Source organism: Albidovulum sediminicola, from assembly GCF_025751575.1.
Classification (GTDB): domain Bacteria; phylum Pseudomonadota; class Alphaproteobacteria; order Rhodobacterales; family Rhodobacteraceae; genus Albidovulum; species Albidovulum sediminicola.
Window position 1 is genome coordinate 331066 of the sequence record NZ_JAOWLA010000001.1, and the last position, 19132, is coordinate 350197.

The following is a 19132-nucleotide window of genomic DNA, read 5'->3' on the forward strand; positions in this document are numbered from 1 at the left end:
ATCGCCTAGTCAGGGAATCCGCCCTCCGTGTCCGACTATCCCAACACCGCCCAGGTGGCGCTCAAGGCCGGTAACCGCGTTGTCATCTGGGGCATCGCCGGGATCGTGGCGACGCTTGTCCTGGCGGCGGGCTTCCTGTTCTTCTCGCTGCCCGACGCGAATGCCTTCAACGCCCGGGTCGAGCGCATCTTCATCGAGAACGACGCCCTGACCACGGGCGAGCAGATCAAGCTTCTGGAGGTCCTCGCGCAGTCGGGCACGACATTCTCCGAGGTTCTGACGAGCTACCGGGTCGTCATCTTCATCCTGATGATCTTCGCGGCGGCGCTTCTGATCGCGGCGCTGGTGTTCCTGGTGATGATCGTCGCGCTGAACCGGCGAATGGTGGAGATCCAGCGTCAGGGCATCCAGGTTTCCTCGCTTCTGATCAGCCGGGGTGAGAAGGCGGTGGTGCTGAACGACCTGGAGTTCAAGCTGACCGACGCCGCGATCGAGACCCTGGCCGTTCTGGCCGAGGCGCGGATGGATGATGACGTGCTTTCAGGGGCGGAGATCGAGGCCGTGATCACCGGCCGCAAGGCCGTCGATTGTGACGAGGCCGCGGGCGCGGTCCGCATCAAGCGGCTGCGCGATGCGCTGGGCAATCAGATCGTTTCGGAGCTTCTGGTCAAGAACATCGCGCGCCGCGGCTATATGCTGGCGGTGAACAAGGACGCGATCCGGATGATCTGAATCGCCCTTGCGTCAGGGGCCTTGCGTCGGGGGGCGGGGGGTCCTATACGGACGCCTCGTTTGCCGGTTTTGGGGGGCTGCCCGTGCTTCAGACACCCTTCTATCTCATCGACAAGGCGAAGCTTCTTCGCAACATGGAGACCATCGACCGCCTGCGCGCGGGTTCCGGGGCCAAAGCGCTTCTGGCGCTGAAGTGCTTCGCGACCTGGTCTGCCTTCGACACGATGCGCGACCATATGGATGGCACGACCTCCTCCTCGCTTTTTGAACTGAGGCTCGGCCGCGAGAAGTTCGGCAAGGAAACCCACGCCTATTCGGTTGCCTGGGCGGATCATGAGATCGCCGAGGCGGTGGGCTACGCCGACAAGATCATCTTCAACTCCATCGGCCAGCTTGAACGCTTCGACAACCAGTCGGCGGGGATCGAGCGGGGGCTGCGGCTGAACCCGCGGTTTTCGACCTCCGGCTTCGACCTCGCTGACCCGGCGCGCCCGTTCTCGCGTCTGGGCGAGTGGGACCCGGTCAAGATCGCGGGCGTGATCGACCGAATCTCGGGCTTCATGATCCACTACAATTGCGAGAACCGCGACTTCGACCTGTTTGACCAGCAGCTTGGCCGGATCGAGGCGGAGTTCTCCCCGCTTTTGGAGAAGGTGAAGTGGGTCAGCCTCGGCGGTGGCATCCACTTTACCGGCGAGGGCTACCCGGTCGATGACCTTGCCGCCCGGCTCAAGGCGTTTTCCGAGAAATTCGGCGTGCAGGTCTACCTGGAGCCCGGCGAGGCGGCGATCACCGATTCCACCTCGCTTGAGGTAACGGTGCTGGACCTGCTGAACAACGGCAAGGACCTGGCCATCGTCGACAGCTCGATCGAGGCGCATATGCTGGACCTGCTGATCTACCGCGAAAAGGCGAAGCTGCCGCAGTCGGGCGACCACGAATACCAGATCTGCGGCAAGTCCTGCCTGGCGGGCGACATCTTCGGCGATGCGCGTTTTGAGCGTCCGCTGTCGGTCGGCGACCGCATCTCCGTCGCGGATGCGGCGGGTTACACGATGGTGAAGAAGAACTGGTTCAACGGCGTGAACATGCCGTCGATCGCCATCAAGGAACTGGACGGCAGCATCCGTCTGGTCCGCGAGTTTGGCTATGAGGACTACGCCTCAAGCCTGTCGTGAGCGTGTTACACGCGCCCCTTCCACTGGCCTCTGGGAACAAGGAGACAGCCGAAGTGAAAAAGAACGTGCTAATCATCGGCGGCGGCGGCGTCGCGCAGGTCGTCGCGCATAAATGCGCGCAGCACAACGATTTGCTGGGCGATCTGCATATCGCGAGCCGCACGAAGTCGAAATGCGACGCCATCATCGCCAGCGTCCACGAGAAGGGCGCGATGAAGGTGCCCGGCACGTTCGAGGCGCATGCGGTCGACGCGATGGATACCGCCGCCGTCGTCGCACTGATCCGTCAGACCGGGGCGCAGATCGTGATCAACGTCGGCTCCGCCTTCGTGAACATGTATGTGCTCGACGCCTGCATCGAGACGGGTGCGGCCTATATGGACACCGCGATCCATGAGGACCCGGAAAAGATCTGCGAGTCGCCCCCTTGGTACGGCAACTACGAGTGGAAGAAGCGCGAGGCCTGCGAACAGGCGGGCGTGACGGCGATCCTTGGCGTGGGCTTCGATCCGGGCGTCGTCAACGCCTATGCGCGCCTGGCGGCGGACGAATACCTTGATACCGTCGCCTCCATCGACATCGTTGACATCAACGCGGGATCGCACGGCAAGTGGTTTGCCACGAACTTCGACCCGGAGATCAACTTCCGCGAGTTCACCGGCACCGTCTATTCCTGGCAGAACGGTCAGTGGCAATCGAACAAGATGTTCGAGGTCGGCCAGGAGTGGGACCTGCCCGTGGTCGGCAAGCAGAAGGCCTACATGACCGGCCATGACGAGGTGCACTCGCTCTCCGCCCGCTTCCCTGAGGCCGACGTGCGCTTCTGGATGGGCTTCGGCGATCACTACATCAATGTCTTCACGGTGCTGAAGAACCTAGGCTTGCTGTCCGAGCAGCCGGTCAAGACCGCCGAGGGGCAAGAGGTGATCCCTCTGAAGGTCGTCAAGGCCGTTCTGCCCGACCCGGCGAGCCTGGCGCCCAACTACACCGGCAAGACCTGCATCGGTGATTTTGTGAGGGGCACGAAGGACGGCAAGCCGGCCGAGGTCTTCGTCTACAACGTCGCCGACCACAAGGAAGCCTACGAGGAAGTGGGCAGCCAGGGGATCTCCTACACCGCCGGGGTTCCGCCGGTCGCTGCCGCGATCCTTGTCGCGAACGGCACCTGGGACGTGAAGAAGATGGCCAACGTCGAGGACCTCGACCCCAAGCCATTCATCAGCCTTCTGAACCGCATCGGGCTGCCGACGCGGGTCAAGGATGCGGACGGCGACCGTCCGGTCGACTTCGCCTGATCGCAGGCGCAGGGTCTGAAAACCGAAGGCGGCATTCCGAAAGGGTGCCGCCTTTTGCGTCCTGGCGCCGGATGTTCGCGCCGCCTGCCTCACGCCGATCGGATTACCGCTCTGCGCTGACCTCGTGACACCAGAGCTTGGTGAAGGCGCCGGTGCAAACCGTGCGCTTGCCGAAGCCGTCGGCGCGGAGCCGGGTATAAAGGACGCGATCCTCGACCGTGACCTCAAGCCCCTCGCGGACCATCTTGAAACAGCCCGAAGGGCGCAGCTTGCAGACGACGAGCGCGATGGCCGCGATCGGGTCATCCTGGGTGCCCACATCCTGGGTTGCGATCTGCCGTTCGAGGCGTGCGCGCAGCATGTCGTCAAAGGCGGCCTCGCCGGGTTTGGTCAGCCAGGCCGCGCCCGCGCCCAGAACGATCAGCAAGATCACCCACTTGAACATCTCGACCCCTTCATCCGCTTGGCCAACCTTATGCCCGCGGGCGATGCGGCTGTCGAGGCCCGGGGGCCTAGAGCGAGATGCGCAGGCGCATGAAGCCGTCCGGTCCGTCGCCCGCCGACTCGATCACCATGCCCTTCAGGTCGGCGATATGATCGGCCGCGCGTGGGCCGGTGTCGAAAAGCACGCTGGTCCCCGGCATCGCCGCGAAGCGCCAGTTGCCGTCGGCCGCGGGGTTGATACTGCCCCGTTCGTGGATGTAGCGCACGATGATGTCGCGGTTGGTGTCGGGCCCCTCGAAGACCACCGTATCGCCGCCCGCGCCGGGGAAGTTGCCGCCGCCGGTCGCGCGGTAATTGTTGGTGGCGATGATGAACTCCGCCGCTGGATCGACGGGCCCTCCGGCATGGCTGAGCTTGACGATGCGGCTGGAACCTGGGTTCAGCACCTCCCCCTTCGGGCCGAACTTCGAGGGCTGGGACAGGTCGATCTCATAGCTTACGCCATCAATCACATCGAAGTTGTAGGAGGGGAAGTCGGGGTTGAGCAGCACCTGATCGGCCATGCCGGGCGTGATCTGGTTGAAGATCCCGGCGGAGCGTTCCAGCCAGTCCTTGACCTGCGCGCCGGTCACGCGGACGGCGCGGATCGTGTTGGGGTAAAGGTAAAGATCCGCCACGTTCTTGATCGCGACATCGCCTGCGGGCACGTCGGTGTAATAATCCGGCCCGCCGCGCCCGCCGGCCTTGAACGGGGCCGCTGCGGACAGGACCGGCAGCCCCTCGTGCGGCGTGCCCTTCATCATCTCTTCGATGTACCAGCGCTGGGCGATGGAGACGATCTGGACCGAGGGGTCGTCGGCCACCAGCGCGAAGTAGGAATGCAAGGGCGCCTCGGTCTTGCCGACCGCGCGGCGGATGTAGTCCAGCGTCTCGTCATGCTGCTGTTGGACCGAGGCGAGGACGGTCTCCACGCTGTCGACAAGCGGCGTGACCTTGCGATCCTCGCCCCGCTCATAGATCGGGCGCGCTTCGGTCGTGAAGTTGACGACACGCCAGGCGTTGCCGTCGCGTTCCAGAAGCAGATCGATCAGTCCTAGATGCGATCCCCAGAAACCGCCCATGACGCCCGGCTTGCCCGAGATCGTACCGCGCGCCGCGTCCACCCCGGCGACCCCCTCGAACGCGGGGGAGGGGAAGACGAGGTGGCTGTGCCCGGTCAGGATCGCGTCGATCCCCTCGACACGGGCCAAGGGCACGGCGGCGTTCTCCATCCCCTCCTCATGCTCGGCGGCGCCGATGCCGGAATGGTTCAGCGCGACGACCAGGTCGCAGCCTTCCTCCCGCATCTGGGGAACCCAGGCTTGCGCGGCGGCGACGATGTCGCGGGCGCCGACCTTGCCCTCCAGGTGGCGGCGGTCCCAGGTCATCACCTGGGGCGGCACGAAGCCGATCAGGCCCAGGCGGATCGGATGGCTTTGGCCGGCCCCGTCCGTCACGCTGCGGTCGAGGATGACATAGGGCCTCAGCAGCGTTTCATCCTGGCGCGGGGCGGTGCCAAGCGTCTTGGAGATATTGGCCGAAACGACCGGGAAGCTGGCCCCCGCGAGCGACTTCATCAGGAAATCGAGCCCGTAGTTGAATTCGTGATTGCCAAGCGTCGAGGCGTCGAAGGCCAGCGTGTTCATCGCCGCGATGACCGGGTGCAGGTCGCCTTCCTTCATGCCCCGTTCATAGGCGATGTAGTCGCCCATCGGGTTGCCCTGCAGGAAATCGCCGTTGTCGACCAGAAGCGCGTTGGTCGCCTCGGCGCGGATCGTCTCGATGATCGCCGCCGTGCGCGCGAGACCCACGGTATCGACCGGCCTGTCGGAATAGTAGTCATAGGGAAAGACATGGACGTGCAGGTCCGTCGTTTCCATGATCCGCAGATGGGCCTGGTTGCTGGCGGCGAAGGCGGAAAAGGGGTGGAGCGCGATCAAGGAGGTTCCTGCGGCGGTGCCCGCAAGGAAACCTCGGCGGGTCAGGGCTGGCGATGTGAAATGCGGCATGTGGGCACTCCGATAGTTCGGAAATTGCACGTTTCTCGTGTCACTTAAACCGTCAATGCCTGATCCTAGATCACCTCGCCAGCCGATCCAACCGGCGACTGGCGTGCCGCGTGCATTTCAGGGTGCAAATCCATCGACCCGGGCTCTCGGCGCGCGCGTCGGAGATTGCAACCCGGTCGCGCCCATGCAAGGCATGTCGCCGGAGGATCGGGCGGATGCGGATTGCGGAGACGGTGACATTCGGCGGCTCGGGCCTGGACCGGGCGGCGGAGATGCGGGGCGATGCGGCGCGCATCGCGGCGCTATGGCGCAGCTCCACAGCGCGGGTCCTGCCGGTCTGGCGCGGCAAGCCTTCTTTCGCGGGGACATCGGATCTGGGCTGGGTCGGGACCGGCCTTCCCGCGCTGGCGGACGGGGAGCCCGCGATCTTCCTCGGCATGGACGAGGCCGGGCCGCGCTTTGCCATCGACCTATCGGCCTGGCAGCCCGAGGATGGGGAGGGCCCCGCGCAAGGCAGCTTCTTCGATGCGAGCGAACAGCATCATCCCGGCCTTCCGGACGGTCACCGCTTCGTTGAGCTGCGCGGGGTGATGGCGGATCTGTCGCCCCGTGACGCGGAATGCGCGGCCACGGCGAAGGGGCTGATCGGCTGGCATCGCAGCCACCGTTTCTGTTCGTCCTGCGGGGCCGAAAGCGCGGTCGCGATGGCCGGATGGCAGCGGACCTGCGCAACCTGTGGCGCCCATCACTTTCCCCGCACCGACCCCGTTGTGATCATGCTGATCACGCGGGGCAACCGCGTGCTTCTGGGCCGCTCGCCCGGCTGGCCGGAGGGGATGTATTCCTGCCTTGCGGGCTTCATGGAGCCCGGCGAGACGATGGAGGCCGCCGTCCGCCGCGAGGTCCACGAGGAAGCCGGCATTCGCGTGGGAAGCGTGCGCTACCTGGCCAGCCAGCCCTGGCCCTATCCCTCCTCGCTCATGCTCGGCGCGGCGGGCGAGGCGCTGGACGCGGCGATCACGCTGGACCCGAAAGAGCTTGAGGATGCCCGATGGGTCAGCCGCGAGGAGATCGCCCGCGCCTTCGCCGGAGAACACCCGGAGATCCGCGCGCCGCGTCGCGGGGCGATCGCCGGGTTCCTGCTCAGAAACTGGCTTGCCGACCGCCTGGATTGACGCGAAAAGACCGCAGGAGGAATTGCCGATGAAGTTCACGACCTCGCAGGAGATCGCGGTTCCGGCGGCCGTCGTTTTCGCCAAGATCACCGATTTCGAGACGCTCGAACGCGCGGCATTGCGCCGCGACGCCGCCGTGGTGCGGCGTGACAGCCTGCCCGCCGCAGGCGTCGGATCGGCCTGGGAGGTCGATTTCCAGCACCGCGGCAAGGCGCGCAACCTCGTGGTCGAGATCCAGTCGATGAAGCCCAGCGACCTGTTGAGCGTCCTGGGCACGATCGGCGGGTTCGAGATGACGCTGACGATGACGCCGCAGGATATCGGGGCGGGCCGCAGCCGGCTGGGCACCGCGCTGGAGGTCAAGCCGCGCAGCCTTTCGGCGCGCTTCCTTCTCAATTCCATGCGCTTCGGCAAGAAAGGGCTGGAGCGTCGCTTCGACCGCCGGATCGCCGAACTTTGCCGCGGCATCGAACGCTGGCACAGGACCGGCGCGAACCCCTGGCAGTGACTCAGTTGCGTCCGGGGTCGGCGGGATAGACGCCCAGGACCGTGATCGAGGAGGAGAAGTATTCAAGCTCCTCCATCGCCAGGCGGACATTGTCGTCGTCCGGGTGGCCCTCGATATCGGCGTAGAACTGGGTGGCGGAAAAGCTACCGTCCACCATGTAGCTTTCGAGCTTCGTCATGTTGACGCCGTTGGTGGCAAAGCCCCCCATCGCCTTGTAAAGCGCGGCGGGGATGTTGCGGACGCGGAAGACGAAGCTGGTCATCATGCCCGAAGTGCCGCGCCGCGTCAGGTCCGGCGCCCGCGACATCACCAGGAAGCGCGTGGTGTTGTGCGCCCGGTCCTCGATATGACGCGCCAGAAGGTCCAGCCCATAGATCTCGCCGGCCAGTTCCGAGGCGAGCGCGGCCATCTTCGGATCGCCCATCTGCGCCACCGCGCGGGCCGAGCCCGCGGTGTCGGCGCCCGTCACCGGACGGATGTCATGCTTGCGCAGGAAGCCGCGGCACTGGCCCAGAAGGACCGTGTGGCTCATGGCGCTTTCGACCTCCTCCAGCTTCGTGCCCGGCACGGCCAGAAGGTTGATGTGCACGCGCACGAAGGCCTCGTCGATGATGTGCAGGCCGGATTCGGGCAGAAGGTGGTGGATGTCGGCCACCCGGCCGTAGGTCGAGTTCTCGACCGGCAGCATCGCAAGGTCGGCGTCACCACGTTTGACCGTGTCGATCACGTCCTCGAAGGTCGCGCAGGGCACCGCTTCCATGTCGGCGCGCGCCTTGCGGCAGGCCTCGTGCGAATAGGCTCCGGGTTCCCCCTGGAAGGCGATCCGACCGGTCATGCGGGTGGCTCCTTGACGTGGCCCCGCGACCGGGGGCGTTACGTCGCGCTAACTATACCTTGAAACAGGACAGTGGAAGCGGATAGATACCGGCGAGAAAATGCCAGGGTAGAGGCGCGACATGTTCGACACGATGACTGTAACGAAGGCCGGTGGTGCGCTTTGCGGCGCCCTGCTGATCTTCCTTTTGGGCAACTGGGCGGCGGAATCGCTCTACCACACCGGGGCTGAAAGCCATGGTGACGAGGAGGTCGCGCAGGCCTACACGATCGACACCGGCGCCTCGGAAGGCGGCGAAGCGGCGGCGGCCGAGGAAGGCCCGAGCTTCGACGAACTCTTCGCCGCGGCCGATGCCGGCGCGGGCGAGAAGGTCTTCGGCAAGTGCAAGGCCTGCCACAAGACCGATGGCAGCAACGGCACCGGCCCGCATCTCGACGGCGTGGTCGACCGCGCGGTGGGCTCGGTCGCGGGCTTCAGCTATTCCGACGCGATGGGTTCGCATGGCGGCACCTGGGCGCCGGCCGAACTGGACGCCTTCCTCGCCAACCCGAAGGGCGCTGTGCCGGGCACCAAGATGTCCTTCGCCGGCCTGCCCAAGGCAGAGGACCGCGTCAACCTGATCGCCTATCTGCAATCGCTGGGCGGCTGAGCGCGGCGCGCGAGACAGGATCACGGGGCCGCCCTTCGGGGCGGCCTTTGCTTTTGCATTCGCCCGAAGCTCACGTATTCGCAACTTGAAGCCCGCCGCGCGCGCTTCTAGCTTGGGAGGGGCCAGGGTCCGAAGGGGAGGTTGCCGGTATGAAGCGCAAGGTGATGGTCGCGGACGCGTCCTCCGGCCGATCCGAGACAGGGGCCCGCCTGACGCTCGGGCTGGCGGCGGTGCTCGCGCTTGCAGCGCCCTCCGGTCTGCGGGCGGAGGGGACGGTCATCACCTCCCACGCCATCACGACCTTTGGCGACGCGCCGAAATACCCGAGCGATTTCAAGCATCTGGATTACGTCAATCCGGATGCGCCCAAGGGCGGGGAAATCTCCGAGGCGACCTTCGGCACCTTCGACAGTTTCAATCCCTACACGCAGAAGGGCCGCGCCGCCGCATTGGCCAATATCGCCTATGAGGAGATGATGGTGGGGACCGCCGACGAGGTCGGCGCGATGTATTGCCTGATCTGCAAGACCATCGAGTACCCGCAGGACAAGGCCTGGGTCATCTTCCACATGCGCCCCGAGGCCCGGTTTTCCGACGGCAGCCCCATGACGGCGGAGGATGTGGCCTTCACCTATGCGCTGTTCCGCGACGAGGGGCTGATCTCCTTCCGCACGGTGCTCGCGGAATACGTCGAGAGCGTCGAGGTCCTGGACGACCACCGGATCAAGTACGTCTTCAAGCCCGAAAGCTCCCCGCGCGAACGGATCCAGATGGCGGGCGGCCTGCCCGTGATGTCGAAGGCCTGGTTCGAGAAGACCGGCGCGAAGCTTGACGAAAGCCGGATGGAGCCGGGGGTTGGCTCGGGTCCCTACGTCCTCGAAAGCTTCGACGTGAACCAGCGCGTGATCTACAAGCGCAACCCGGATTACTGGGGCAAGGACCTGCCTATCAGCATCGGCCAGAACAATTTCGACCGCATCCGGATCGAGTATTTCGGCGATGCGACCTCGGCGCTCGAAGGGCTGAAAGCGGGGGCCTACACCTTCCGCAACGAGAACTCATCGAAGAACTGGGCGACCGCCTATGACATCCCGGCGGTCGAAAAGGGCTGGCTGGTGAAGCAGGAGCTCAAGCACGGTAACATCGCGAACGGCCAGTCCTTCGTGTTGAACCTGCGCCGCGAAAAGTTCCAGGACCCCCGCGTGCGCGAGGCGATCGGGCTGATGTTCAACTTCGAATGGTCGAACGAATCACTCTTCTACGGGCTCTACCGGCGCATCAATTCCTTCTGGGAAAACAGTGAGCTTGCGGCCCAGGGCCTGCCCTCGCCCGAGGAACTGGCGCTGCTGGAGCCGTTGAAGGATCAGCTTCCGCCGGGCGTGCTGGATCAGGAGCCGGCCATGGCGCCGGTCTCGGGCGAACGTCAACTCGACCGCAAGAACCTGCGCAAGGCGGCGGCGCTTCTGGAGGCGGCGGGCTGGATCGTCGGCGACGACGGCATACGCCGCAATGCCAGGGGCGAAATGCTGTCGATCGAGTTCCTGGAGGACGACCCCGCCTTCGACCGTATCGTGAACCCGTTCATCGAGAACCTGCGCGCGCTGGGCGTGGACGCGACACTGAACCGGGTCGACCCGGCGCAATACACCAAGCGGGTGCGCCCGGACGCGGCGAACGCGGCGGCCTCGTTCGATTTCGACATCATCACCGATCAGTTCCCCACGGGATACGAGCCGGGGGCAGGGTTGAAGCAGTATTTCGGAACAGAGGGGCTGGCGGATGTCTTCAACACCATGGGCCTGTCCGATCCGGCGGCCGATGCGCTGATCGAGAAGGTCATCGCGGCGCAAAGCAAGGACGAGATGCACGTCGCGGTCAAGGCGCTGGACCGGGTGCTGCGCGCTCACCGCTTCTGGGTGCCGCAGTGGTTCAAGGACAGTTACACCGTCGCCTATTACGACATGTATCGGCACCCCGACCCGCTGCCGCCCTTCGCCTTGGGCGAGCTCAGCTTCTGGTGGTACGACGCCGACAGGGCCGCCGCGCTCAAGTCGGCCGGCGCGTTGAACTGAGCGGACGGCAGAGGGCATGGGCGCCTATATCCTGCGCAGGCTCTTGCTGGTGATCCCGACGCTGATCGGGATCATGGTGGTCAACTTCACCCTGACCCAGTTTGTGCCCGGCGGCCCGATCGAACAGGTCCTGGCCCAGATCCAGGGCGAGGGCGACGTGCTGCGCGGCATCACCGGGGGCGGCGACGGCGGCCAGGCGGAAGAGATGGCGGGCGGCGGCGGGGGCGACAAATATGTCGGCGCCCGCGGCCTTCCGCCCGAGTTCATCAAGGAACTTGAGGTCCAGTTCGGTTTCGACAAGCCGCCGCTTGAGCGGTTCCTCAACATGATGTGGAACTACATGCGCTTCGATTTCGGCGAAAGCTACTTCCGCTCCATCTCGGTCGTGGACCTGGTGATCGAGAAGATGCCGGTGTCGATCACGCTGGGCCTTTGGTCCACGCTTCTGGCCTATGCGGTGTCGATCCCGCTGGGCATCCGCAAGGCGGTGAAGGACGGGACGTCCTTCGACACCTGGACCTCGGGCGCGATCATCGTCGGCTACGCGATCCCGGGGTTCCTCTTCGCGGTCATGCTGATCGTGCTTTTCGCGGGCGGCAGCTACTGGCGCATCTTCCCGCTGCGCGGGCTGACCTCCGACAACTGGGAGGATCTGAGCCTGATCGGCAAGGTGCTGGACTATTTCTGGCACATTGCGCTGCCGGTCATCGCCTCCACCATCTCCGGCTTCGCGACGCTGACGCTGCTGACCAAGAACAGCTTCCTGGACGAGATCAACAAGCAATACGTGCTGACCGCGCGTGCCAAGGGCCTGACCGAGGGGCGCGTGCTTTACGGCCATGTCTTCCGCAACGCGATGCTGATCGTGATCGCGGGCTTCCCTTCGCTGTTCCTCGCGGTCCTCTTCGGCGGCGGCCTCCTGATCGAGATCATCTTCTCGCTCGATGGGCTGGGGCGCATGGGCTATGAGGCCGCGTTGCAGCGCGACTACCCGGTGGTCTTCGGCACGCTTTATGCCTTTGGCCTGATGGGGCTGGTGATCGGGATCGTGTCGGACCTGATGTATGTCTTCGTCGACCCCCGGATCGACTTCGAGCGGAGGGTGGGCTGATGCGCCTTTCGCCGCTGAACCAGCGCCGCTGGCGCAACTTCAAGGCCAACCGGCGGGCCTTCTGGGCCTTGTGGATCTTCACGGCGCTCTTCGGCCTGTCTCTCTTTGCCGAGGTGCTCGCCAACGACAAGCCGATCGCCGTCAGCTACCGGGGGGAGCTTCGGTTTCCGATCTACAGCTTCTACCCCGAAACCGCCTTTGGCGGCGATTTCAAGACCGAGGCGATCTACCGCGACCCGGAGGTGCAGTGTCTGATCAAGACCGGCGGGATCGTCGATTGCTTCGACGATCCCGAAGGGGTGATGGCGGATGCCGCCGACGGTGAATTCGCGGGCGAGCCGGTGGTGGCGGGATGGCTTCTCTGGCCGCCGGTCCCTTACAGCTACAACACGATCAACAACGTGGGCACCGCGCCCTCGGCGCCGGATGGCGATCACTGGCTGGGCACCGACGACACCACGCGCGACGTGCTGGCGCGGATCATCTACGGCTTCCGCCTGTCGATCCTTTTCGCGATCATCGTCTCGACCGGGGCAAGCATCCTTGGCATCATCGCGGGCGCGGTCCAGGGCTATTTCGGCGGTCGCACCGACCTGATCTTCCAGCGCGTGATCGAGATCTGGGGCGGCACGCCCTCGCTTTACATCATCATCATCCTCTTCGCGATCCTGGGGCGAAGTTTCTGGCTTCTGGTGGTGGTCTCGATCCTCTTCGGCTGGCCGGCGCTCGTGGGTGTTGTCCGGGCGGAGTTCCTGCGCGCGCGCAATTTCGAGTACGTCCGCGCCGCCCGTGCGCTGGGCGTGCCCGACCGGGTGATCATGTTCCGCCACATCCTGCCCAATGCCATGGTCGCGACCGTGACGCTTTTGCCCTTCATCGTGACGGGGGCGATCGGGGGGCTCGCCTCGCTCGACTTCCTGGGCTTCGGCCTGCCATCCTCGGCGCCCTCTCTGGGCGAGCTCAGCCTTCAGGCCAAGCAGAACCTTCAGGCGCCCTGGCTCGGCTTCACCGCCTTCTTCACCTTCGCCATCATGCTGTCGCTCCTGGTCTTCATCTTCGAAGGCGTCCGCGATGCCTTCGACCCGAGGAAGACCTTCCAATGACCGAAGTGCTGAAGGTGCGCGACCTGTCGGTGCAGTTCCGCCAGGACGGACGGATGATCGAGGCGGTGAAGGGCGTCAGCTTCACCGTCAAGAAGGGCGAGACGGTGGCGCTTGTCGGGGAAAGCGGGTCGGGAAAATCGGTCACGGCGCTGTCGACCGTGGCGCTTCTGGGCGGGAACGCGGCCATCGCCGGGTCCATCACCTACCTCGGCCAGGAAATGGTCGGCGCGCCCGAGCCGCTTTTGCGCAAGGTGCGCGGCAATGACATCAGCTTCATCTTCCAGGAGCCGATGACCTCACTCAATCCGCTCCACACGCTGGAAAAGCAGATCGGCGAAAGCCTTCTGCTGCATCAGGGGCTGAGCGGGGCGGAAGCGCAGGCGCGGATGGTCGAACTGTTGCGCAACGTCGGCATCGACAATGCCGAGGGGCGGTTGAAGGACTATCCGCACCAGTTGTCGGGCGGGCAGCGCCAACGGGTGATGATCGCCATGGCGCTGGCGAACGGGCCGGAGCTCCTGATCGCGGACGAGCCGACCACCGCGCTCGATGTCACGATCCAGGCGCAGATCCTTGAACTGCTGGCAGACCTGAAGCGCAAGGAGGGGCTGAGCCTTCTGTTCATCTCCCACGATCTCAACATCGTGCGGCGCATCGCCGACCGCGTGTGCGTGATGCAGGGCGGCGCGATCGTGGAACAGGGCCCGGTGGCGGAGATCTTCGCCAATCCGCAGCACCCCTACACGCAGAAGCTTCTGGCCGCCGAGCCTAGGGGCCGCCCCGACCCCGTGCCCCAGGGCGCCGAGGAGATCATCCGGACCGAGGGCCTCAGGGTCTGGTTCCCGATCCAGCGCGGCTTCCTGCGCAAGACCGTCGGCCATGTGAAGGCCGTGAACGACGCCACCCTGTCGGTCCGTGCCGGTGAAACGCTCGGCATCGTGGGTGAAAGCGGGTCGGGCAAGACGACACTTGCGCTTGCCATCATGCGCCTGATCGAGGCGGCCGGGCCAGTCATCTACCTTGGCCAGGACATTACCCGCTGGACCGCGGGCGAGCTTCGCCGGCTGCGCCGCGACATGCAGATCGTCTTCCAGGACCCGTTCGGCAGCCTCAGCCCGCGCATGACCGCCGAAGAGATCATCGCCGAGGGCCTGGGCGTCCATGGCGTCGAACCGGGCCGCAACCGCACCGAGATGGTGGCCGAGATCATGACCGAGGTTGGCCTCGACCCCGCGACCATGGGGCGCTACCCGCACGAATTTTCCGGCGGCCAGCGCCAGCGCATCGCCATCGCGCGGGCGATGATCCTGCGTCCAAAGGTGATGGTGCTGGATGAGCCGACCTCGGCGCTCGACATGACCGTGCAGGTGCAGATCGTCGAGCTTTTGCGCCAGTTGCAGCGCAAATACGGGCTGGCCTACCTGTTCATCAGCCACGACCTGCGCGTCGTGCGCGCGCTGTCGCACAAGATCATCGTCATGCGGAAGGGCGATATCGTCGAATCCGGCGACAGTGCTAAGATCTTCGAAAGGCCGGAGACGGATTATACACGCGAACTGATGGCGGCCGCGTTCGGGGGGTGACCCCTTGAGGATCCTTTTCATTCACCAGAACTTTCCGGGGCAGTTCCTGCACCTTGCCCCGGCCCTTGCCGCGCGCGGGCACGACGTTCTGGCGCTGACCGACGCGGCCAACACCCGGCCCCGCGTCGTTCGGACGCTCTGCTATCCCAGTCCAGACGGGCCCGAGGTGCCGGGCCTGGCACGCACCTATGCGCGCGCCTGCGACCGCGGGCATCGCGTCGCCCGCGCCTGTGCGGCGCTGGACGCGCAGGGCTACCGACCCGAGGTGATCTTCGCCCATGGCGGCTGGGGGGAGCCGCTGTTCCTGCGCGAGGTCTGGCCGGATGTCCGCATCCTGACCTATGCGGAGTTCTTCTATCGTTCGACGGGCCTCGATGCCGGGTTCGATCCGGAGTTTTCGACGGATAGCCTTGGCGCGCGCCTGTCCACGACCGCGCGCAAGGCGCATCTGTTGATGGCGCTTCAGGATGCCGATGCCGCACTGTCGCCTACGGAGTTTCAGGCCTCGACCTTCCCCGAACCGTTGCGCCAGAAGATCGCGGTGATCCACGACGGGGTGGACACCGATGTTTTGCGCCCCGATCCGCAGGCGTGCTTCGATCTTCCCGGCGGGCCGACATTGCGCCCGGGGGACGAGGTCCTGAGCTTCGTGGCCCGCAACCTCGAACCCTATCGCGGTTATCATTTGTTCATGCGCGGCCTGCCGGCGGTGCTGGCCGCAAGGCCCGAGGCGCAGGTGGTCATCGTCGGCGCGGATGGGCAAAGCTACGGCGGACGGCCAGAGAGTGGCAGCTGGCGGGATCGCTTCCTGGAGGAGGTCGCGGGCCGGATCGATCGGTCACGGGTTCACCTTGTCGGGCGGATCACCCACGCGCGCTTCGTCGCGCTGATGCAGGTGACGCGCGTCCACGCCTACCTGACCTATCCCTTCGTCCTGTCCTGGTCGATGATCGAGGCGATGGCCGCGGGCGCACTGGTCGTCGGTTCCGCGACCCCGCCGGTGGAAGAGGTGATCCGCGACGGCGTCAACGGGCGCCTGGTGCCGTTTTTCGACATCGACGGCTGGTCACATGCGCTGATCGGGGCGCTGGCCGATCCGGCGGCGCAGGCGCCCTTGCGCCGGGCCGCGCGGGACACGGCACGCGCGCGCTATGACCTCAAGACCGTCTGCCTTCCCCGACTGATCGATTTTGTCGAAAGCGCGGACATCCGGCGGGCCTGACCTGGGGTCAGACCGCCGAACTGTGCCCGGCCTTTGAAAGGTCGTAGGCGTCGAAGGCGCGGGCGATCATCCGGGTCAGCGGCCGCCCGCGTTCGGGGATGGCGAAGCCTTCGTCATTGACCACCACCATCCCGTCGAACTCATGCGCGGGGACGGAGTAAAGCTCCGCCAAGCGCTCCGGGCTCGTGCCGAACCGCCCGAGAAGCTCGCGGCTGTCGATGCGGAAATCGCACATCAGCGCCTCGATCATGCGCGCGCGCAGCAGGTCCTCCCGGTCGAAGGCGTGGCCCTTGACGGTGGCGAAGTTCCCGCTGCGGATGGCCTTGATATAGGCGGAGGTGGAGGGCGCGTTCTGCGCGTAACCCTGCGGCATCCGCGAGATCGCGGAAGCCCCGAGGCCGATCAGCGCCTCCGCGGTGTCGTCGGTGTAGCCTTGGAAGTTGCGGTGCAGGCGGCCTTCGCGCGCGGCGACGGCCAGCCCATCCTCGGGCTTGGCGAAATGGTCGATGCCGATCTCTTCGTAGCCGGCCGCGAGGAACAGATCCCGGGCGGTTTCGAACAGGCCCAGCCGCTCTTCTGGCTTGGGCATGGCGTCGGAGGGGATCATCACCTGACGGCGCGCCATCCAGGGCACATGCGCATAGCCGTAAAGCGCCACGCGATCAGGCGACAGCGACAAGAGTTTCTTCACGCTGTCGCTGATCCGCGCGTCCGACTGATGGGGCAGACCGTAGAGGATATCCGCGTTCAGCGACCGGACGCCGCGCGCCCGAATCATTTCGGCCGCCTTCTGCGTGACCTCGTAGCTCTGATCGCGGCCGATCGTCTTCTGAATGATCGGGTCGAAGTCCTGCACCCCGATGGAGGCGCGATTCATCCCCGCCGCGGCAAGCGCGTCCAGGCGGGCGTCGTCGATCTCGTTCGGGTCGATCTCGACCGAGAACTCCGCATCCTTGCCAAGGGGCGCCACTGCAAAGATCGCCTTGGCCAGCGACTCGATTTCATCCGCCGGCAGAAGCGTGGGCGTCCCCCCACCCCAATGCAGCCGCGACAGCGTCACGCCGGCCGGCAGGCGGTCCTTCAGCAGTTGAAGCTCGGCCTTCAGCACCTCCGCGTAGGCGCGAACCGGCTCTTCCGAGCGCGTGCCCTGTGTCCGGCAGGCGCAGAACCAGCACAGCCTGCGACAGAAGGGCACATGAAGGTAGAGTGAGATTCGCGAGCCTTCGGGGATTGCCCCGATCCAGCCGGAAAAATCCTGATCCGTCACCACATTAGAGAAATGCGGGGCGGTCGGGTAGCTCGTATAGCGGGGCACGCGCGCATCGAAAAGTCCGAGCCGCGCAAGTTCGGAAATGGGTTTCATGTCGGTAGCGTTAAGGGCTATGATGGGCAAAATCCTTGACGTAGATCAAAGATACGCGCGAACATGAGCCTCCACGAAGTTCCCAACATCGCCCCGCGGTGCGGCGATTGTCCGATCCGTCATCGCGCGGTCTGTGCCCGCTGCGAGACCGATGAGTTGGCGCAGCTCGATGCGATCAAATACTATCGCAGCTTCGAGCCGGGCCAGACGGTCGTCTGGGCGGGAGATCGCATGGATTTCGTCGCCTCCGTCGTGACCGGCGTGGCTACGCTGACCCAGACGCTCGAAGACGGGCGGACGCAGATGGTGGGGCTTCTGCTGCCCTCCGACTTCGTCGGCCGCCCGGGCCGCCCCAATGCCCCCTACAACGTCACCGCCACGACCGATCTTCTGATGTGCTGCTTCCGCAAGAAGCCGTTCGAGGACCTGATGGGCCGGACGCCGCACATCGCCCAGCGGCTGCTGGAGATGACGTTGGACGAACTTGACGCGGCGCGCGAATGGATGCTGCTTCTGGGTCGCAAGACCGCGCGGGAAAAGATCGCGAGCCTGCTCGCGATCGTCGCGCGGCGGGACGCGAGCCTCAACCTGCGCACGCCCTCGGGGCGCATGGCCTTCGACCTTGCGCTGACGCGCGAGGCGATGGCCGACTACCTTGGCCTGACGCTCGAAACCGTGAGCCGGCAGATGTCCGCGCTCCGGCGCGACGGCGTCATCGAGCTTGAGGGCAAGCGCCACGTCATCGTGCCCGACTACGACCTGCTTCTGGACGAAGCCGGCGATGATGCCGACGGCGGCTATCTGCCCTGATCGCGCGCCGGCCTGACGGCCAGCGCATACGATAGACCGGATTTCCGGCGCCCGTTCAGTGCGCCATCAGCACCGGAATCTGGGCGATTTCCAGCATGTCGCGGGTCGCCCCGCCCAGGATCGCCTCGCGGAAGCGGGAATGCCCGTAGCCGCCCATGACGATCATGTCCGCATCGATGTCGCGGGCGTGGCGGCACAGGACCTCCGACACGCGGGGCAGCGTCTTGGCCAGCACGGACACCTCTGTCTTGACCCCGTGGCGCGCCAGGAACTGCGAGAGCAGCCCGCCGGGGTCCGACCGCTCCGGCCCGTGGCTCGGTGGGTCGATGACGGTGATGTTCACGATCGAGGCCGCCTTGAGGATCGGAAGCGCGGCGCGGATCGCGATCAGGGACTCGTCGCTCTGGTTCCAGGCGATCACGATGCGCTGCGGCGGCGTGGCGCTGAGGCCAGCCGGGGGCAGGACCAGGACCGGCGCGCGCCCGTCGAAGAGCGCCGCCTCAAGCACGGCTTCAAGATCGTGCTGGTCCTTGCCGCCATAGGGCTGCGGCAGCACCACGAGGTCCGAGAAGCGCGCCTCCACCGCGACGGGCTCGGTCAGCGTGGCGATCTGGGTCACGACGGTATCTACCGCCCAGCGGATCTCCTCCGAGGCCATGCGGGCACGCACGGCGTTCTCGATCTCCGCCGCTTCGGCGCGGGCGTATTCGAAGGTCTCCTGATGCAGCGCTGCCGTGGCGCCGGCGTAGTAATAGCCTGTCTGCGCGCGGTCGATGCCGAGGCAGAGGATGTCCAGATGCGCGTCCTCCCTCCGGGCGAGCGCGACGGCCGCGTCGATCTGAGTGGCCGAAAGTTTTGGATCGGTGACGATGGTAAGGATCGATTTGTAGCCCATGTCCGGCCTCCCGTGAGCGCGTTTGCCCTGAACCTAGGGGACAGTAGGAGGGGCCACCTTGATTCGGATCAAGTGCCTCCGCGCGTTTGGCCCGCCGTTCCGGGGTGCT

At 65.6% G+C, this 19132-nt stretch carries 17 protein-coding genes; 12 read left to right on the forward strand and 5 right to left on the reverse strand.

Annotated elements, in window-relative coordinates; all coding sequences use genetic code 11:
- The first annotated feature begins 27 nt into the window (after positions 1 to 27).
- The 3 genes from OE647_RS01620 to OE647_RS01630 all read left to right on the forward strand — a co-directional run bounded on the left by OE647_RS01620 (position 28) and on the right by OE647_RS01630 (position 3205).
- Positions 28 to 732, forward strand: a complete 705-nt coding sequence (locus tag OE647_RS01620; protein ID WP_263719840.1) for a winged helix-turn-helix domain-containing protein — start codon at positions 28 to 30, stop codon at positions 730 to 732.
- A gap of 83 nt (positions 733 to 815) precedes the next feature.
- Complete coding sequence (locus OE647_RS01625) at positions 816 to 1910, forward strand: carboxynorspermidine decarboxylase (protein WP_263719841.1); 1095 nt, start codon at positions 816 to 818, stop codon at positions 1908 to 1910.
- A 53-nt stretch (positions 1911 to 1963) separates the two neighbouring features.
- Positions 1964 to 3205, forward strand: coding sequence for a saccharopine dehydrogenase family protein (locus OE647_RS01630; RefSeq protein WP_263719842.1), 1242 nt, complete (start codon positions 1964 to 1966; stop codon positions 3203 to 3205).
- Between the two features lie 103 nt (positions 3206 to 3308).
- Here OE647_RS01630 and OE647_RS01635 read toward each other — a convergent pair whose 3' ends face one another.
- The gene (locus OE647_RS01635) at positions 3309 to 3650 is read right to left on the reverse strand and encodes a hypothetical protein (RefSeq protein WP_263719843.1); all 342 of its coding nucleotides are present in this window, start codon (positions 3648 to 3650) and stop codon (positions 3309 to 3311) included.
- Positions 3651 to 3717: 67 nt separating this feature from the next.
- On the reverse strand, positions 3718 to 5697 hold the full coding sequence (locus tag OE647_RS01640; RefSeq protein WP_263719844.1) for a bifunctional 2',3'-cyclic-nucleotide 2'-phosphodiesterase/3'-nucleotidase: 1980 nt from the start codon (positions 5695 to 5697) through the stop codon (positions 3718 to 3720).
- Between the two features lie 215 nt (positions 5698 to 5912).
- Here OE647_RS01640 and nudC point away from each other — a divergent pair, with 215 nt between their 5' ends.
- Both nudC and OE647_RS01650 read left to right on the forward strand, forming a co-directional pair.
- Positions 5913 to 6872 (forward strand): NAD(+) diphosphatase, encoded by a 960-nt coding sequence (gene nudC / locus OE647_RS01645; RefSeq protein ID WP_263719845.1) that lies wholly within the window; start codon positions 5913 to 5915, stop codon positions 6870 to 6872.
- 28 nt (positions 6873 to 6900) lie between these two features.
- Positions 6901 to 7380: an SRPBCC family protein gene (locus OE647_RS01650; RefSeq protein ID WP_263719846.1), complete on the forward strand. Its 480-nt coding sequence runs from the start codon at positions 6901 to 6903 to the stop codon at positions 7378 to 7380.
- Position 7381: 1 nt separating this feature from the next.
- On the opposite strand, the gene OE647_RS01655 is transcribed toward OE647_RS01650, so the two are convergent.
- Entirely contained in the window at positions 7382 to 8215 is an 834-nt protein-coding gene (locus OE647_RS01655; RefSeq protein ID WP_263719847.1) for a prephenate dehydratase, read from the reverse strand.
- 121 nt (positions 8216 to 8336) lie between these two features.
- On the opposite strand from OE647_RS01655, the gene OE647_RS01660 reads away from it, so the two are divergent.
- The 6 genes from OE647_RS01660 to OE647_RS01685 all read left to right on the forward strand — a co-directional run bounded on the left by OE647_RS01660 (position 8337) and on the right by OE647_RS01685 (position 15955).
- Complete coding sequence (locus tag OE647_RS01660; protein WP_263719848.1) at positions 8337 to 8864, forward strand: c-type cytochrome; 528 nt, start codon at positions 8337 to 8339, stop codon at positions 8862 to 8864.
- Between the two features lie 164 nt (positions 8865 to 9028).
- Entirely contained in the window at positions 9029 to 10936 is a 1908-nt protein-coding gene (locus OE647_RS01665) for an extracellular solute-binding protein (protein ID WP_412174918.1), read from the forward strand.
- Positions 10937 to 10952: 16 nt separating this feature from the next.
- A complete protein-coding gene (locus OE647_RS01670; protein WP_263719850.1) occupies positions 10953 to 12047 on the forward strand; it encodes a microcin C ABC transporter permease YejB in 1095 nt (364 codons plus the stop codon).
- Positions 12047 to 13150 carry an ABC transporter permease gene (locus tag OE647_RS01675; protein ID WP_263719851.1) on the forward strand — a complete coding sequence of 368 codons (1104 nt, stop codon included), beginning with the start codon at positions 12047 to 12049 and terminating at the stop codon, positions 13148 to 13150. Before OE647_RS01670 ends, OE647_RS01675 begins: the two co-directional genes overlap by 1 nt.
- Positions 13147 to 14733, forward strand: coding sequence for an ABC transporter ATP-binding protein (locus OE647_RS01680; protein WP_263719852.1), 1587 nt, complete (start codon positions 13147 to 13149; stop codon positions 14731 to 14733). Before OE647_RS01675 ends, OE647_RS01680 begins: the two co-directional genes overlap by 4 nt.
- Before the next feature lie 4 nt (positions 14734 to 14737).
- Positions 14738 to 15955, forward strand: coding sequence for a glycosyltransferase (locus OE647_RS01685; protein ID WP_263719853.1), 1218 nt, complete (start codon positions 14738 to 14740; stop codon positions 15953 to 15955).
- 7 nt (positions 15956 to 15962) lie between these two features.
- Here OE647_RS01685 and hemN read toward each other — a convergent pair whose 3' ends face one another.
- A complete protein-coding gene (hemN, locus tag OE647_RS01690) occupies positions 15963 to 17318 on the reverse strand; it encodes an oxygen-independent coproporphyrinogen III oxidase (protein WP_263719854.1) in 1356 nt (451 codons plus the stop codon).
- Between the two features lie 63 nt (positions 17319 to 17381).
- Between hemN and fnrL the strand changes: the two genes are divergently transcribed.
- A complete protein-coding gene (gene fnrL, locus OE647_RS01695) occupies positions 17382 to 18128 on the forward strand; it encodes a transcriptional regulator FnrL (RefSeq protein ID WP_263719855.1) in 747 nt (248 codons plus the stop codon).
- 55 nt (positions 18129 to 18183) lie between these two features.
- Here fnrL and OE647_RS01700 read toward each other — a convergent pair whose 3' ends face one another.
- Positions 18184 to 19023: a universal stress protein gene (locus OE647_RS01700; protein ID WP_263719856.1), complete on the reverse strand. Its 840-nt coding sequence runs from the start codon at positions 19021 to 19023 to the stop codon at positions 18184 to 18186.
- Positions 19024 to 19132: the final 109 nt, after the last annotated feature.